The sequence below is a fragment of the Neobacillus drentensis genome, assembly GCF_036965245.1.
GTDB classification, from domain to species: domain Bacteria; phylum Bacillota; class Bacilli; order Bacillales; family Cytobacillaceae; genus Neobacillus; species Neobacillus drentensis_G.
Genome location: NZ_JBALPG010000051.1, coordinates 84,052 through 99,332, shown reverse-complemented (window position 1 = coordinate 99,332; position 15,281 = coordinate 84,052). Strand labels below are relative to the sequence as shown.

Annotated in this window: 19 protein-coding genes; 9 read left to right on the top strand and 10 right to left on the bottom strand. The window is 35.8% G+C overall.

What is annotated here, in order from left to right; all coding sequences use genetic code 11:
• Nucleotides 1-164 precede the first annotated feature (164 nt).
• Nucleotides 165-350: a hypothetical protein gene (locus V7150_RS13385; RefSeq protein ID WP_335518852.1), complete on the top strand. Its 186-nt coding sequence runs from the start codon at nucleotides 165-167 to the stop codon at nucleotides 348-350.
• 76 nt (nucleotides 351-426) lie between these two features.
• On the opposite strand, the gene V7150_RS13380 is transcribed toward V7150_RS13385, so the two are convergent.
• Nucleotides 427-612, bottom strand: a complete 186-nt coding sequence (locus V7150_RS13380) for a cold-inducible protein YdjO-related protein (RefSeq protein WP_283923428.1) — start codon at nucleotides 610-612, stop codon at nucleotides 427-429.
• An 82-nt stretch (nucleotides 613-694) separates the two neighbouring features.
• Here V7150_RS13380 and V7150_RS13375 point away from each other — a divergent pair, with 82 nt between their 5' ends.
• A complete protein-coding gene (locus V7150_RS13375) occupies nucleotides 695-832 on the top strand; it encodes a hypothetical protein (RefSeq protein ID WP_335518850.1) in 138 nt (45 codons plus the stop codon).
• A 90-nt stretch (nucleotides 833-922) separates the two neighbouring features.
• Here the strand turns inward: V7150_RS13375 and V7150_RS13370 are convergent, their stop codons facing one another.
• The gene (locus V7150_RS13370; protein ID WP_335518847.1) at nucleotides 923-2,878 is read right to left on the bottom strand and encodes an endonuclease MutS2; all 1,956 of its coding nucleotides are present in this window, start codon (nucleotides 2,876-2,878) and stop codon (nucleotides 923-925) included.
• A 491-nt stretch (nucleotides 2,879-3,369) separates the two neighbouring features.
• On the opposite strand from V7150_RS13370, the gene V7150_RS13365 reads away from it, so the two are divergent.
• Nucleotides 3,370-4,056: a Crp/Fnr family transcriptional regulator gene (locus tag V7150_RS13365; protein ID WP_335518876.1), complete on the top strand. Its 687-nt coding sequence runs from the start codon at nucleotides 3,370-3,372 to the stop codon at nucleotides 4,054-4,056.
• Nucleotides 4,057-4,080: 24 nt separating this feature from the next.
• Here the strand turns inward: V7150_RS13365 and V7150_RS13360 are convergent, their stop codons facing one another.
• A complete protein-coding gene (locus tag V7150_RS13360; protein WP_335518844.1) occupies nucleotides 4,081-4,755 on the bottom strand; it encodes an LrgB family protein in 675 nt (224 codons plus the stop codon).
• Entirely contained in the window at nucleotides 4,739-5,131 is a 393-nt protein-coding gene (locus V7150_RS13355) for a CidA/LrgA family protein (protein ID WP_335518843.1), read from the bottom strand. The genes V7150_RS13360 and V7150_RS13355 overlap by 17 nt, the downstream gene beginning before the upstream one ends.
• A 163-nt stretch (nucleotides 5,132-5,294) precedes the next feature.
• On the opposite strand from V7150_RS13355, the gene V7150_RS13350 reads away from it, so the two are divergent.
• Nucleotides 5,295-5,897 carry an SCO family protein gene (locus tag V7150_RS13350; protein ID WP_335518841.1) on the top strand — a complete coding sequence of 201 codons (603 nt, stop codon included), beginning with the start codon at nucleotides 5,295-5,297 and terminating at the stop codon, nucleotides 5,895-5,897.
• Nucleotides 5,898-5,953: 56 nt separating this feature from the next.
• Here the strand turns inward: V7150_RS13350 and V7150_RS13345 are convergent, their stop codons facing one another.
• Nucleotides 5,954-6,088, bottom strand: a complete 135-nt coding sequence (locus V7150_RS13345; RefSeq protein WP_264760442.1) for a hypothetical protein — start codon at nucleotides 6,086-6,088, stop codon at nucleotides 5,954-5,956.
• Nucleotides 6,089-6,370: 282 nt separating this feature from the next.
• Between V7150_RS13345 and V7150_RS13340 the strand changes: the two genes are divergently transcribed.
• Both V7150_RS13340 and V7150_RS13335 read left to right on the top strand, forming a co-directional pair.
• Nucleotides 6,371-7,969, top strand: a complete 1,599-nt coding sequence (locus tag V7150_RS13340) for an ABC-F family ATP-binding cassette domain-containing protein (RefSeq protein ID WP_335518835.1) — start codon at nucleotides 6,371-6,373, stop codon at nucleotides 7,967-7,969.
• The gene (locus V7150_RS13335; protein ID WP_335518832.1) at nucleotides 7,935-8,132 is read left to right on the top strand and encodes a hypothetical protein; all 198 of its coding nucleotides are present in this window, start codon (nucleotides 7,935-7,937) and stop codon (nucleotides 8,130-8,132) included. The genes V7150_RS13340 and V7150_RS13335 overlap by 35 nt, the downstream gene beginning before the upstream one ends.
• Here V7150_RS13335 and V7150_RS13330 read toward each other — a convergent pair.
• On the bottom strand, nucleotides 8,129-8,269 hold the full coding sequence (locus V7150_RS13330) for a YuzL family protein (RefSeq protein ID WP_283918989.1): 141 nt from the start codon (nucleotides 8,267-8,269) through the stop codon (nucleotides 8,129-8,131). The genes V7150_RS13335 and V7150_RS13330 overlap by 4 nt on opposite strands.
• A gap of 101 nt (nucleotides 8,270-8,370) precedes the next feature.
• On the opposite strand from V7150_RS13330, the gene V7150_RS13325 reads away from it, so the two are divergent.
• The gene (locus tag V7150_RS13325; protein ID WP_283918990.1) at nucleotides 8,371-8,613 is read left to right on the top strand and encodes a YkuS family protein; all 243 of its coding nucleotides are present in this window, start codon (nucleotides 8,371-8,373) and stop codon (nucleotides 8,611-8,613) included.
• A gap of 40 nt (nucleotides 8,614-8,653) precedes the next feature.
• Here V7150_RS13325 and V7150_RS13320 read toward each other — a convergent pair whose 3' ends face one another.
• Nucleotides 8,654-9,067 carry a hypothetical protein gene (locus tag V7150_RS13320; RefSeq protein ID WP_335518825.1) on the bottom strand — a complete coding sequence of 138 codons (414 nt, stop codon included), beginning with the start codon at nucleotides 9,065-9,067 and terminating at the stop codon, nucleotides 8,654-8,656.
• 123 nt (nucleotides 9,068-9,190) lie between these two features.
• A complete protein-coding gene (locus tag V7150_RS13315; protein ID WP_335518822.1) occupies nucleotides 9,191-9,679 on the bottom strand; it encodes an Hsp20/alpha crystallin family protein in 489 nt (162 codons plus the stop codon).
• Between the two features lie 174 nt (nucleotides 9,680-9,853).
• On the opposite strand from V7150_RS13315, the gene V7150_RS13310 reads away from it, so the two are divergent.
• Entirely contained in the window at nucleotides 9,854-10,114 is a 261-nt protein-coding gene (locus V7150_RS13310; RefSeq protein WP_335518819.1) for a hypothetical protein, read from the top strand.
• A 262-nt stretch (nucleotides 10,115-10,376) separates the two neighbouring features.
• Here V7150_RS13310 and V7150_RS13305 read toward each other — a convergent pair whose 3' ends face one another.
• Both V7150_RS13305 and mprF read right to left on the bottom strand, forming a co-directional pair.
• A complete protein-coding gene (locus V7150_RS13305) occupies nucleotides 10,377-11,549 on the bottom strand; it encodes a D-alanyl-D-alanine carboxypeptidase family protein (RefSeq protein ID WP_335518816.1) in 1,173 nt (390 codons plus the stop codon).
• Nucleotides 11,550-11,750: 201 nt separating this feature from the next.
• Complete coding sequence (gene mprF / locus V7150_RS13300) at nucleotides 11,751-14,279, bottom strand: bifunctional lysylphosphatidylglycerol flippase/synthetase MprF (RefSeq protein ID WP_335518814.1); 2,529 nt, start codon at nucleotides 14,277-14,279, stop codon at nucleotides 11,751-11,753.
• 412 nt (nucleotides 14,280-14,691) lie between these two features.
• On the opposite strand from mprF, the gene V7150_RS13295 reads away from it, so the two are divergent.
• Nucleotides 14,692-15,144, top strand: a complete 453-nt coding sequence (locus V7150_RS13295) for a cupredoxin domain-containing protein (protein WP_335518812.1) — start codon at nucleotides 14,692-14,694, stop codon at nucleotides 15,142-15,144.
• The last annotated feature ends 137 nt before the right edge of the window (nucleotides 15,145-15,281 follow it).

The following is a 15,281-nucleotide window of genomic DNA, read 5'->3' as shown; positions in this document are numbered from 1 at the left end:
AGTAAATGAATAAAATAAGAAGCTGCCGGGAGTTATTCGACAGCCTGGACTCTCCGTAAATTGGAGAGTTCTTTGTTGTTTCAAAATATTTCCTTTTTGGAGATAAATAGGCAGGCATAATCCATTTTCTCAAAGCAAAACCTTTATTTAAGGAGATGATTTGCATGGCTAAGAAGGAAGATTATTTAACCCCGACTGCAAAAGAACAACAAATGACAATTTCTAATGGCTCGATTTTTCCAAATAAAAAGAATGTGGCTGGAAATTCCGTTGATGATCACAAGTATCTTGAAGAAGCTAACGCCATTATAACCGGGGATGAAATTCACCAGCAAAATGAAAACCTCTAATCGGTGATGTTAGCTAATCAGTAAAGAATAAAAGACTGTCCCATATTAGTGACAGTCTTTGGAAGCAGAATCCTTATTAGATTTTCGGAAGCTCTCTTATTTCCTGTATCATTTCATTCCCGCACATCGGACAAAGCAAGTCATCGGCGACAAAATCCTTTCTCATCCAGCCAATACAGGAATCATCCATACAAGAATAGATTTCTGTATCCACAAGTATGGTTTCTATTTCTTCTTCTTTAGCTCTTTTTCCGTAAAAAATGGGAATCGCCTCCTTTTATCCTAGTATGTCCAAAAAGGAACTTTTCATTTCCAGAAATTTTTTTCTTAGGATGGTGAAAAAAATGGCTTTCAATCATAAACGATATACAAAGGTAGGAACAGATATTGAGGAAGTGAAACGATTAAACAGCCAGTCCGGCCTAAGTTATAATGAAGTAAAAAAATTGCTTGTAGAAAGATATTTTCAAAAGAAACAGTAAAAAAGCGGAACCGTTTCGTTCCGTTTTTTTACTCTACTTTTTTCGATCATCAGACTGCTCTCGTGTTTTCTTTTAGGACATCTTTATCGATTAGTTTTGTTTTTTGTAACCAAGGTTGTGATCTTCATTATAATCTATCGTGATATTTTCCTCATGTCCTTTTGCAAGAAGTTTGCTTTTTTTACGGTTTTCCTTTGATTGAAAAATAATATCGAAATCATAATCATCAGGATACAATTCATTTGCAGTAATATAGAGAGCGATCCTTTTATGGTTGATCGAAACCTTTTCTCCTCTTATTTGCACAATATAATTTCCGTACAGATCCGGCCCTGTATAGATAATGCCAAACTCATTTGTTGGCGATATTTTTACATTGTCACCTTGATTATAGAGTGGTACCATCATTTCCTTTTTTAGCGTTTTATTTCGATGTCGATATTTATTGATAATCACCTGTTTCTCTAGTTCCCTAAGCTTCCATGCTTCAGTAATTTCTGTTGTATAACGCTTCTCTTCTTTATAAGTGATGTGATGTGCTCTTTCGATGATTTTCGGATGAATTCCAAGCTTTAAAGCAATAGCAAACGCTTGGCTCTCTCCTCCTCTGCCAATAGTCAAGCGGTATGTCGGGCTTAGGGTTGTTAAATCGAACTCCATGGACCCATTGATAAATCCTTGATGTGCTTCTGCGAACTCTTTTATCTCACTATAATGTGTCGTTGCAAGTATCGTCGACCCCTTTTCATAAAGAGTTTCTAAGATTGCTGTCGCAAGCCCCATACCTTCTCCAGGGTCAGTCCCTGAGCCAAGTTCATCTAATAATGCCAATGTTCGATCATTCGTGTCTTTTAAAATTTCGATGATATTGACAATTCTTGAACTAAATGTACTTAAATTTTCAGTTATACTTTGCCCATCTCCTATATCCACTAAGATCCGCTCAAAAATACTAAAGTTGCTTTCTTCTGATGCAGGGATGTGAAGTCCACATTGAACCATTAAGGTTAATAAGCCAACAGTTTTGATTGTAACCGTTTTGCCGCCAGTATTTGGTCCGGTAATTACTAATGCACGCTGCTCTCTTTCCAAATTAACTGACAATGGAACTGCCTTTTCACCTAAAAGGGGATGCTTCGCTTGCATTAATTCCAAATCACCTGTTTCATTAATACTTACCTTATTGCCATTAATTGACCTGCTATACTTCGCTTTAGCAAATAAAAAATCATAATGAACCATCGTTTCAATTGCTAAACGAATTTGCTGTTCCTTATCTTCTACCAATCCTGTTAGATAGTTCAAAACCTTTTCCACCTCGACATCTTCATCAGCGAGGAGCCATGTTACTTGATCTTGATATATTGCTATTTCTTCTGGCTCGATAAAAAGAGTTGAACCTGAGGCGGATGTATCTAAGACCGTCCCTTTTATTTTGTTCCGATATTCCTTTTTTATCGGAATGACATATCTACCATTTCTTTGACTTATGACATTTTCCTGCAAGTAGGTTTTATACTTATTCGAACGGATTAATTGTAATGTTTTTTCTTTTAGGCGTTCCTCTTGAATCGTGATTTGTTTTCTTATTTTTAATAGTTCTTTGCTTGCATAATCATCCACACGGCCATAACGGATACAACGAATAATTTCAGCTGAAAGCTCTGGTAATTCATCAATACTCTCCACATAAGAGGATACGCGTGGAGCATAAATCTCTTTATCCTTCATGTATCTCCTCATTTTTCCGCAGCAATCCAAAAAATCAGAAAGTTTCGCTAGCTGATCAATCCTGAGGGCAACTCCCTTATTCATGTTATTTAACAGAGGTTTCATCCCGTCTAATCCATGAACTGGAACACTGGCACTCTTTTTCAAAATCTCAACAGCCTCAGAAACCTCATCAAGCCAGTCTTCAATTTGTTTTTTATTTGTTGACGGCGTCAGACACTCAATTTTTTCTTTTCCTTCTTTCGTTAAAGCAAAGTTGGCGATTATTGTTTTAATTTGCTGAAATTCCAAACTTTTAAAAGTATGATGATTCACTTTAGTATCCTCCTATAATAAAAATAGCCGCAATGAACAATGTCATTGCGGCTAAAAGTGATGAGCGGGACCTCCACTCAATTTTCACACCAAAATTTTTCCAAAATAAAAACTGTCTACACGAGTGTACACAGCTACATTGGAAAAAAGATGTATGCTTATGCCTAGCCTCATTGTTCTTAACTTCATTCCATACTAAACAAGCCCTCCTTTCAGCTCATTTTGAACGAGGGATGACTGGAATGAACGATCCAATTGATTGGATTAGTTAAGAACAACACCTAACATAAAACATACTCCCTTATCAGAAAATTTAAATTCCACTAAATAATAAGGTAAATAGAAACATTTGTCAACTGGCTATTAGTTGACAAAATTCAAAAACCTTTAACATTCATGATTCAAAAGTGCCTATTTTCCCACTCATTTAAGGTTTATGATAGTAATATGTACGATGAACGTTTGAGGTGGTTAGTATGAATAAACAACAAATGGAAAACCAGCATACAAGTGAATTAATCGAACTTTTACAAAAAGCCGGAAGAACAATAGATGTGAAAAAAGGGTCTTTTTTGTTTCGAGAAGGACAATCAGCGTCCGAGATGTTCTTGATTCTATCTGGAAAGATCCAGATTTCAAAAATGAACGCAGAAGGTCAGGAACTTTACTTACGTTTATGTTCAGCAAATGAGATCGTTGGCGAATTAACATTATTTACGGAAGACCCTAAATATATTTTTAACGCAAAAGTTCTTGTCGACTCTACGATTGCCGCAATAAATTTAACTTCGTTAGAAAGCGCACTATTTCAAAATAGTCAGCTCGCCTATTTATTTTTAAAATGGATGAACGATCATTTCCGAAGGACGATTACTAAGTTTCGCGATTTAGTGCTCTTCGGCAAAAAAGGGGCACTATACTCCACTTTAATTCGTTTATCAAATAGCTATGGAATTGAAAAAGATGACGGCATCCATATTTCTGTTGCGTTAACCAATCAAGATTTGGCCAACTTTTGTGGAACAGCTAGGGAGATAGTCAGCAGATTGCTTGCAGATTTAAAGAAAAAGGGTGTCATCTCTATTGACCAAAAAATGATTATTATTCATAATATTGAGTATTTAAGACGAGAGAACGATTGTGAAAATTGCCCTATTTCAATTTGTAATATCGATTAAGGAGTCAAATGGGAAAGCTTTTTATTATATCAATTCGATAATATACGGGATGATAATCGAGGTTAAAACGGCTGCAATCCCCATAGCTGCACCTGCTACAGCGCCTTGAACCTCCCCTTCTTTTACCGCCTCAGCAGTTCCGATACCATGTGCAATTGTTCCAATAGCCAATCCTCGTGCAAATGGATGATGGATTTTGAACAAGCTCAAAAGCTTTGCCCCAAACATCGCTCCAATCATTCCCGTAATAATCACAAATGCAGCTATAAGGGACAGATTTCCATCAATAAACCGCCCAATTTCTGTTGCTACCGGTACAGTAACAGATTTAACGGTTAACGCAAGGATAAACATGTTCGAGAGTTTTAGCAACTTGGCCAATACAATGGCAGATGTAATGGTGGTAACAATTCCGATGGATAGCCCAATAAAGGCCGCACTGAAATATTTTGTAAACAGCTTACGATTTTTATAAATTGGGACAGCGAGGGCCACTGTTGCCGGGCCTAGTAAATAGGTCATGATTGTTTTTGCAGGCTTGTATTCATCAAAAGAAATATTAGAAACAACCAATAGGGCGATAATAATTATTGTGCTTAAGAAAACAGGACTTGTTAATGGTGAAGAATATTTTTTTGCTAAAAATTGTACAAACAGATAAACAGAAACGGTTATGAGAATACTATATAGCGTGATCATGAAAATTTACTTTTTCCTTCGCATTTTTCATTATTACGGTTTGGGTAACTTTCCCTGCAAACAATAGTCCGATAAAGGCACTGATTATAAGGACAAATAAAAACGGCAAGCCCTTCGCCACGAAAATATCTCCTAGTGTCATAAGACCAACTGAAATCGGAATAAAAAAGAAGCCAAGATGTTTCAATAGCCACCCTGATGCCAATTCAATTTGTTCAAGCTTAATGACACCCAACCAAAGTAAGACAAACAATAGAACAATACCAATGACATTTCCAGGAATTTGTAAATGAAAGAATCGGGCTGTCCAATTCCCAACCTGATAGACCACGATAAGAAATAACATTTGAATAGAAAATTTCCAAACGCTTTTCATCATTTTAACCACCTATCTCCCCAAAATAAACTGATTTTTCAAATATACGTAATAATATTACAGTATAAAGGAATTACGATCCTGACGCACCCACTTTTGTTCACAAATTATCCATATCTTTTTCTGAGAAACTTCTTTATCTTATTTGTAGGAGGGGATCTTGATGAAAAAAATCTATCTAATTTGTAGTCTTGCTGTATTCCTGGGGATTGCAGGTGGAATTTCTTTTTTTCTAATTCGAGATGCAAATGCATCAATTCCAAAAGATGTCACTTTGATTAATCAAAATGGTAATAGATATAATTTTGGCAAGGATAATACCAAATTAAAGCTAATCGAATTTATTTACACCCATTGTCCTGATGTCTGTCCAACCACAACACAAAAGATGGTCGAATTGAAAAAGGATTTAGTTAAAAAAGGTGTTTATGGTAAGGATATTGAATTTATCACGATTACGATTGATCCCTATCGTGACACTCCAGAAATTTTACAAAAATATAGACAAGGGTTTGGAATAAATAATGACAGCGCTTGGGTATTCTTAACTGGGGAAAAGCAAAATATAAAAAAAGATCAAAAAGAGATTAGAAAAGTTACAGATGCATTGCAATTTCAATACAAAGACCCGGGAAATGGGCAATTTGTTCATTCAACCTTCACTTATTTGGTTGATGAAAACAACAAATTTATCGCAAAGTTTCCAATGGGGAAAGAATTTAATAAACAAGAGGTTTATGATAAAATCATCGATAAAATAGAGTAATAAAAAAAGCGGTTAGTCCCCTGGATTAATCGCTTTTCAATGCCAATTTTTCTAATTTAATTCACGGATGAAGGGTATTTTTTAATTTGCTGCAATGATAAAAGGTAATTGGACTTTGGTTTGGTTAGACTCGCTTTTATACCTGCTTTTTTTAACTTGTTTACGAGTTCAGTAAGCTGTTTTTTTGCCATACTTCTCACCTTCTTTAATTGGCTAATCAGAATTTATTTAGCAAATTCTGAGTGCAAAAGTGCAACAATGCCTCATGTACCATCTATAAGGGGTTCCGATTCAGCACGTTTCCCCTTCTTATAAAACCAATTCTACAACAAAAATATGAATAAAGTGTGAAAATGGAAAGAATTTTTTAGAATTTTTTTCTTATCACCCCCACCTTTCTTGAAAAAATTCGCTCTTCTCTAATTTTAATGGTATAATTTAAAGCAAAATGTTTTTTGGAGGATTTTTTTATCATGATTACTGTAAGTAACGTAAGTTTAAGATATGGTGACCGTAAATTATTTGAAGATGTAAACATCAAATTTACACCAGGAAATTGCTATGGGCTAATAGGGGCTAATGGGGCCGGAAAATCAACCTTTTTGAAAATTTTGTCTGGGGAGATTGAAGCTCAAACTGGTACTGTTCAACTTGGACCAAATGAACGTATGGCAGTATTAAAACAGAACCATTTTGAATACGAGGAATTTGAAGTCTTAAAAACCGTCATTATGGGCCATACAAGACTTTATCAAGTCATGCAGGAAAAAGACGCCATTTATATGAAAGAAAATTTTACTGATGAAGATGGCATGAAGGCAGCAGAACTAGAAGGTGAATTTGCTGAATTAAACGGTTGGGAAGCAGAGCCTGAAGCAGCAATTCTGTTAAAAGGACTTGGGATTGGCGAAGGTCTTCATGACAAAAAAATGGCTGAATTAACAGGATCTGAAAAAGTTAAAGTATTGCTTGCACAGGCATTGTTCGGCAGACCTGATGTTTTACTTCTTGACGAGCCGACAAACCACTTAGACATTAAAGCCATTCAATGGCTCGAAGAGTTCTTAATAAATTTTGAAAATACCGTAATTGTCGTATCCCATGACCGTCATTTCTTAAATAAAGTTTGTACGCATATCGCTGACTTGGATTTCAGTAAAATTCAAATCTATGTCGGGAACTATGATTTTTGGTATGAATCAAGTCAGTTGGCATCAAGAATGGCAACTGATGCAAATAAAAAGAAAGAAGAAAAAATTAAAGAACTGCAAAGCTTTATTGCCCGTTTTAGTGCAAATGCCTCTAAATCTAAGCAAGCAACCTCTCGGAAAAAGCTATTAGAAAAAATCACACTAGATGATATCAGACCATCATCCCGCCGGTATCCATTTGTTGGTTTTACTCCTGATCGGGAAATTGGCAATGACTTGTTACGTGTTGAAGGTTTAACAAAAACCATTGATGGGGTTAAGGTTCTTGATAACATCAGCTTTTTTATGAATAAGGGAGATAAAATTGCTCTTGTCGGTACAAATGAAGTTGCAAAAACCACTCTTTTTAAAATACTAATGGGTGAAACGGAAGCTGATAGCGGCACATTTAAGTGGGGTATCACTACTTCCCAGGCTTACTTCCCTAAGGATAACTCCGAGTATTTTGAGAACAGTGAGCTAAGCCTTGTGGATTGGCTGCGTCAATTCTCTCCGAAGGATGATAGTGAAAGCTTCTTGCGGGGATTTTTAGGAAGAATGTTATTTTCCGGGGAAGAAGTCTTAAAGAAAGCAAGTGTCCTTTCCGGAGGAGAAAAAGTTCGCTGTATGCTCTCAAAAATGATGCTAAATGGGGCAAACGTCTTGCTGCTTGATGAACCAACAAACCATTTAGACTTAGAATCAATCACGGCACTTAATAACGGATTAATCAATTTCAAGGGCTCGATGCTTTTTGCTTCACACGATCATCAGTTCATTCAAACGATTGCCAACCGAATTTTTGAATTTACACCAAATGGCTTAGTAGATAAGCAAATGACCTATGATGAATACCTGGAAAACGAGGAAATTCAAAAGTAAAGAAAACTCGCCGATTGGGGAAGACAGAGGCGTAGTTGCACTTATGCCTGATAGGAAAGTCATCCTTTCCTATCGGCCAGGTATCGGAAATGTACCAATAATCAAGGATGAGGATGTTTCAGGAGGTTTAAACCTTCCCGGCCATCCTCTTCTTTTATTTTAATACCTCTTTTGTTTTTTTCTTGAAGATGGTTCAGTTCTTGAACCTGTTTCAGTCATGGTTGTTCCCTGACCCTCTACTTGTGGTGAGCTAAGCCCAATTGTGGATGGGTCAGCTTTCCGTTTACTTCGTTTTCCCATTTGACACACCTCCCGTATTATCTTTTGGAAATTTATCTCTCACTATACGGAATATTTACCGTAATCTTAGGCATGATAATTTACAGGAGGAGGTGTTTTGTATGGCAAAAGTTGGAGTAGAACAATCTCTTACAAATATTCAACAAGCTCTAAGGGAAAAAGGTTATGACGTGGTAGAGCTGAAGCAGGAGTCAGATGCGCAAAATTGTGATTGCTGTGTTGTTACCGGCCTTGATTCAAACGTGATGGGAATGCAGGATACCTTTACAAAAGGATCTGTTATTGATGCAAATGGAATGTCAGCTGATGAAGTATGCCAGCAGGTCGATAGCCGGCTTCAATAATTACATTTTGAAAGACTAAAGGATTCAAACTTTAGTCTTTTTAAATCTCCTTCTTTGCTTGAATATTAACCCTAGGGCCTTTTTCTGAAGAAGGCTTTTTCAATTTTTCTTTTTGATTGTTTTCAACCTTTACTTCATCATCAAACTTTGGTGTAAACTCACTTCCATACGTTGCCCCAATATTCAACTTACCCTTTAATTCTTTGATTCCAAGCTGGCCAAAATTATTATTTAGCTCGTATTTATCTAAAATGATTTTTTCAATATTAATTTTTTCAATGATGATTGGTGGATCCTTTGAAGGGATCACATTTCCTGGCAAACCTTGTTCTTGGAAGCCTTGAAGCGTTTTTTTCATCTCCTCAATATTCATTTCTAAGGAAAACAATTTTTTCTTTAATTCCTTTTCAACATCATTTTTCCGGAATATAAGGAATAAATCTTTTAATGACATGCTCACAAACTCCCTTATTTTACACCTTACTTACATTTATATGGGGCAAACAGCTTAACATGTCCATTCTTTAAAAGGACGAACAAAAAATATGTTCGATTCTCCAATGAAAGTCTTAAACTTTTAGTCGATAGGAATGATTTCTCCTTTTTCAACCGTTCGTTGATAACTTACGAATAAGATTCCGTTCCAAAATTTTGCACCTAATTGATTGGGACTAACAGTATCCGGTAACGTTATCTGTCTTTGAAATTCACCATAAAATCTTTCAGAATAGGTTATATTTAAATGTGGATGGAGAGGTAAGGCTTTGCCTTTAATGGTTAGAATATTACCGTTTAGCCCCAATTCAAGATTTTCTTTCATCACCCCTGGAAGCTCAATCATGACAATAACCTCCTGCTCACTCTCTAATAAATCAATAGCTGGGAATGTTCGTGAATTTTTTTCTTCTCGGGTAGATTGTCCCTCCGGGCTTGAAAAACGCTGGCTATATTGTTGGTCATTCATAAATTGCTTGGCGAAATCTTGATCAAAAATATTGTTCCAGAAGTCTCCTCCATGCATATTCTTAGCAATGTCCATCCATTGTTTTAATTTATCCATATCCATCGATCCCCCCCCTTTCTTCCCTATTAAATGTGTGGGGTACTCAAGAAAGCACTTATTAAACTTCCCTACTTTCATATTACGAATCAGTTTCGGAATTTAATCCAACTATTACTCCTGCTACATAACCGTTTAAAAAACGCATATATTTAAAAACAAGTATAAGGAGGGGATCACATGCCAGCACCGGCTCCATATATTAATATAAATATATTTATGATTAAAATTAATTCCTTTGAAAATGCTTCAGCAGTAAATATTGGTCAAAACCTTTTGGCCGAATGGCATAATTCAGATAAAAAGAACCAGGGCTTCGGACAAAATTTTGGCGATAAAAGTAACATCGTTGGAACAAGAAGTTTTGTCGACGATAAAGACCAAATCGACTCCCTCTCCTCTTTCGACTCCCGTCCCATTACGATCGATAAGGAAACATGACATTAGAAAAGCGCAAGCGCCTGTTTGGCGGCGTATAGACTGGAGCGCTTCGACTGAGATAAAGGAAACACGGAGAGCAATAGCGATCCGATGTTGACTTATCGTAGGGAGAAGAGCGAAGTCTACTAGCCGCTGGGCGCTAGAGCTGGACAATTCTCAAAGTCGAAATTTATACTTTCTTATCATTTTAGAAAACTCGCCGATAGGAAGTCCTATCAGCCAAAAAAGCCACAGAAAGGAACGATCCTTTCCATGGCTTTTTTCATGAAAGACTTTTGTATTTTCTGGTCCTTTTATTTCGGAAAACAATTAAAGCACCTGCAGATGCGATAATCATAATTCCCAATAGTACGTTAATTTGAAAAAGCTGTTGTTTATGTTCTTTTGGTTCTTTCTTTTTTGTAGGAACTGTCTTTAACTTTTGCGGCTCCTTATATTTTAATTGTATCGACTGAATCAGCTGACCATCTTGATCTTCAATAGACAGCTTCCCATCATTATTAATCTTTTTTATGCATCCCTTAACACTCTCGGTAATCAAGGTATCGTTTTCAGGATAAAAATAATTATTATCAGCTTTAAAAATTTCTCCTTTTTTGATTATTGCATGCTGATAAGTGTTAAAACCGTAATCTAACAGCAAGGCGGTATCATTATATTTATCATTCTTTAACTCAGACTTCAGCACGACAACGGTCAATCTCATTTTTCCGTTATCAGCTGTTGTGGCCAAAGTTTGTTTTGATTCACTTGTATAACCGGTTTTTCCGCCAGTAACACCAGGAAATGGAAGCTCACCTTTAAGCATGCGGTGATGGGTTAAAAGTCTAGTCTCCCAAGACTGCCCTTTCCACTCAAGCACTTTAGTTCCAAAGATTTCCGCAAAGACAGGATTCTTTATGGCATAATTAGTTATTAATGCTAAATCCATTGCAGTTGTATAATGATTCTCATCAAACAAACCATTTGGATTGGTAAAATGGGTATTATTTATTCCAATCTTAGCTTTCAAATACATATTTAGATTTTCTGCAAAATGCTCAACTGTTCCATCAATATGTTCAGCGATTGCTACTGCAGCATCGTTGCCAGAGTTAATAAGCATCCCTTGAATTAGCTTCTTTAACGGAACTTGTTCTCCTTCATTCAAATAAACACGCGTCCCGTCCTGACTAACAGCATTGTGGCTGACGGTCACGATACTTTCTAAATTGCCCATATCAATCGCATAAATGGCAGTTGCAATTTTAGTAAGACTTGCAGGATACATTTTATCATTGGCATTTTTAGCAAAAAGTACAGCGCCAGTGTCAGAATCTAACAGAACCGCCCCCTCACTTTTTAAATCCAACTGTTCTGCTCCTGCAGCAAATACATTTATTCGATTTGTAAATATGAATAGTACGATGATCAAGACAGAAACGAATTTTTTCAATAGTTAACACCCTTAATCTTACATTTAATCCCTATTTGATTTTAACAGATTCTTCAAAAAAATAAAGAGAAATCTTAAAATAAACAAACTGATTAGCGAGCCCTGAGGGTGAAAACTGAGGCGTGGTTGTACTTATGTGAAAGGTATACTCTCTATCAGCCAAAAATAAAACCGGCAAGGAAACACCCAGCCGGTCAAAATCTAAGCCCTTTTTTTAGAAATTAACAACGTAATCTGTGCCATAATAATTGGCAAAGAGGATTTTCTTCTATAAGCCAAATATTTAGGCTCCCAAATGTTAGTATACTTTTGTTTAAATTTTCTCAGGCCTTGAAATTGGTAAATAAAATGGCCATGCAAAAAGATTTGGGCAGCTATTTTCTCACTTAAAAAAGAAAATCTCGAAAGACCCACATTCGCTAAAGGTGCCATTCCCATATTAAAGCGTTGATAACCCTGTTCCTTGGCCCAATCAATTAACGAAAGAAAAAGAAAATCGATGGTGCCTGAGGGTGCTTCCGGTCTCACTCTCATTATATCAACCGAAATGGTTTGATGATCATCATAAACATGCATAATGCTCATAAAGCCAAGAATTCGCTTATTTTCGTCTCTGACAATGGCAATTGGTGCCTTATTCAAATATTCTTCATCAAAGAAACCGAGCGAGAAACCTTTTTCTTTTCTCCCCTGAAGCCACTCATTTGAAATTCCTCTTAATTCTTCTAACAGTTCTGTGGAAAAGGGAGGCTCTACCAATTCTAAAAAAAAGTTATTACGGTTAAATTTATTCTTTAATGCTCTTAATCCCTTCATTTTGTTACCCATTAGGGAGAAGGACTTAAGATCAACAAAGGCCTCCTCACCCAATTTAAAAAATGTAAAGCCATGTCCGTGTAGGTATGGAAGCATTTCATCACTAACTTGATAAAAAACAGGAGTAAAACCATAAAGGTCAGCTATTTCTTGAAATTCCTCGATTGCATTTGACAATTCGTTTTTCTCTCCAATCGGGTCTCCAAGGATTACTAATTTATCCGCAAATCTTTGGAATGGGATTAAAACATTTTTTTGACTGTTCCAAGAAATATATTTATCATGCAAAAAGATTAAATGAGATAACACCTTACCTTTATACTTTGTTAAATGATCAATTATTTCCTTCTCATGGCCAATTGATTTTTCAAATTTCCATTTTTTCGGCAAGCTGACCAAATAGCCCGTCAAAAATATCAGTAAAGCAATCACGAGCCCAATAGTGGCACTCTTAAACAAATCACGATAATCAACAATTACATATGGTAAAAAGTTTGTTGGGATCGTTATTTTTGCAATAGGCAAATTTAAATACCCAATCAAAATATACATTGAAGTAATGATTAATATGATAGAAACATCGAAAATTGTTTTCCCCCAAGTAAGGACATAACTTTCACGATAAAATTGTCCCCTTGACATCCTAAGTAAAAGGGCGACTATGATTAAGAAGATTGCCTCTTCATAATCTATTCCTTTAAAAATAGAAAATAAAGCTGCAAGAATTAAAGCAAACATCGTCAAATCATATGTTCTTTTCACGCTGTATTCTATTCCGCGTGATAAACCTAACAGTAAAAATCCTGCCGCTACTGAGAGTTGATGTGACAAATTAATAATTGGAAAAGACAACAGCTCTTGAGCGATCTTAAGCCTTGACATAATCCCAGGAACACTAGCAGATAAAAGCAGAATTAACCCTGATAAAAAAACAAGCATTGTTATAATGACATGACTTAATCCTTGAACAATCGCTTTTGGCAGGTAATTCCATGATTGATTCCATCTCTCCCAATAAAGCTTTACAAAAAAGACTAGACTGATTAAAAATGGTATGAAATAATAACCTACTCGGTAAAATAAAAGCAGGACAAGGACTTTCTCTTCAGGTATATGTAAATTCTGCATTCCCCAAATAAATACTAAGTCAAAGGAACCAAGCCCTCCGGGAATCATACTGATGATTCCGGCACAAGCTGCAACAATATACACAGGAAATAGATTTTTTAATGGGATAGAAATTCCCAGTATCCTGCTTAAAACAAAAATAGCTCCAAACACGGCTAACCATTCTATTACAGACACAAAAATCAGCTTGATACTCACGTTAGAAGTAATCAATGTCTGATTATCTTTTTTAGACTTAATCATATGTAGAATTAAAAAAACGGGTAAGTATAAACCCACACCTACAACCGCGAAAAAGAGCCATTTTGTATCTACAAACAAAGGAAAATGCCTGTAGCGGATCGTTACAATCCAGGTAAGAAGAGAAATTCCCGTTAAATAATATAGCGAAACAGCAGCAATAACGCCAAGGAGTTTTCGCTTGTCCTGTTCTAGCTTATGAAAAAAGTAGGTTCTTAGCATAGCGCCAATTAAACCGCCAAAACCAATTAAATTAGAAAAAGAATTAGCAATAAATGATTGTTCGAACAGTTCTTTTTTGGAAACGTTTACCTTTAAAATTCTCACTAATATGACATCATAAAGTAACATCGGTAAAACAGCTGCACAGGTAATCACCAAAATTAATAATAAACTCCAGATATTCAGTTGATTTATTTCATTTTTAAGTAATTGGACATTCAATTCCCCGGTAAATTTTTTTATCTCGATAATAGCAAAAATTAGCAAAAATAGTGGAAAAATAAATTTTGCAACTTTTAATACCTTTTCATTTCTAATCCCCAACTAGATTACCACCTATTTTTTTCGTTACTGATTTTACTATAAACTGTTCACAAGGAAAAACAAAGTAATATATTACGTAAAGTGCTTAGTTTTATTCTAGACATTTTAATTGAGGTTCAACCGTTATGATCTTCTGTAAATGTTTCAATCACTATTACTTCACAAAACATATACAATTTTATAAAAGATTAAAAAAAGAGACAAGTTTTCGAACCTCCTCGGCATAAGTATTTATTAGGATACTAAAAACTCACCGATTGGCGAGTCCCTAAGGTCGGTTCTTGAAGTGTAGTTCCTCGAAAAGCACAGCTTCTATACTGCAATACATCTGCTTCAAAGCTTTCCTTAGTGTACTTATTCCTATTAGATATGTTCTACTTTCCAATTGGACAATTATCGAGGAGGTTATTTTGTGACATTCTTAGTCTTTAAAAAGGGAACCCTGCTTTTCTTTTTAGCTGTTGGTGTAGTACTTGCCAGTATTTCAGCCTGGTTCATGTTAAAAGCTGGAGATACCACTGTATTTAACCAACAAACCAAGAAAGAGATCCGCGAGATTCATATGGTTACGGGAGAATTCAAGACCACATTGAAAAATGGGAAAGAAATAGAATCGTACCGCTGGGATCCAGGCACCGTTATCATTGAAAAAGGAGAAAAAGTAAAGCTGTTTATTAGCGGTATTAACGGTGAAAAGCATCCATTTTATATTGAAGGGACAGATATTAAGGGGACTGTGAATAAAGGGGAGGAAACGATTGTTCCACTTCAATTCGACAAAGAAGGAACCTATCGGTTAATATGTGAAGTTCATTCTGACAGAGCCCATGATGGCCCAATGATTGCGTATATAGTAGTTGATTAAGAGCAGGATTCATTCTTCCTGCTTTTTTCATTCTTCAAAGGGGAATGTTATATATATTTTTACTATTAATACGTTGGTGTTATTGGTTTTGTCTTATATAACAGTTTCTATTTTTTTAAACATTTTTATAGTACAGT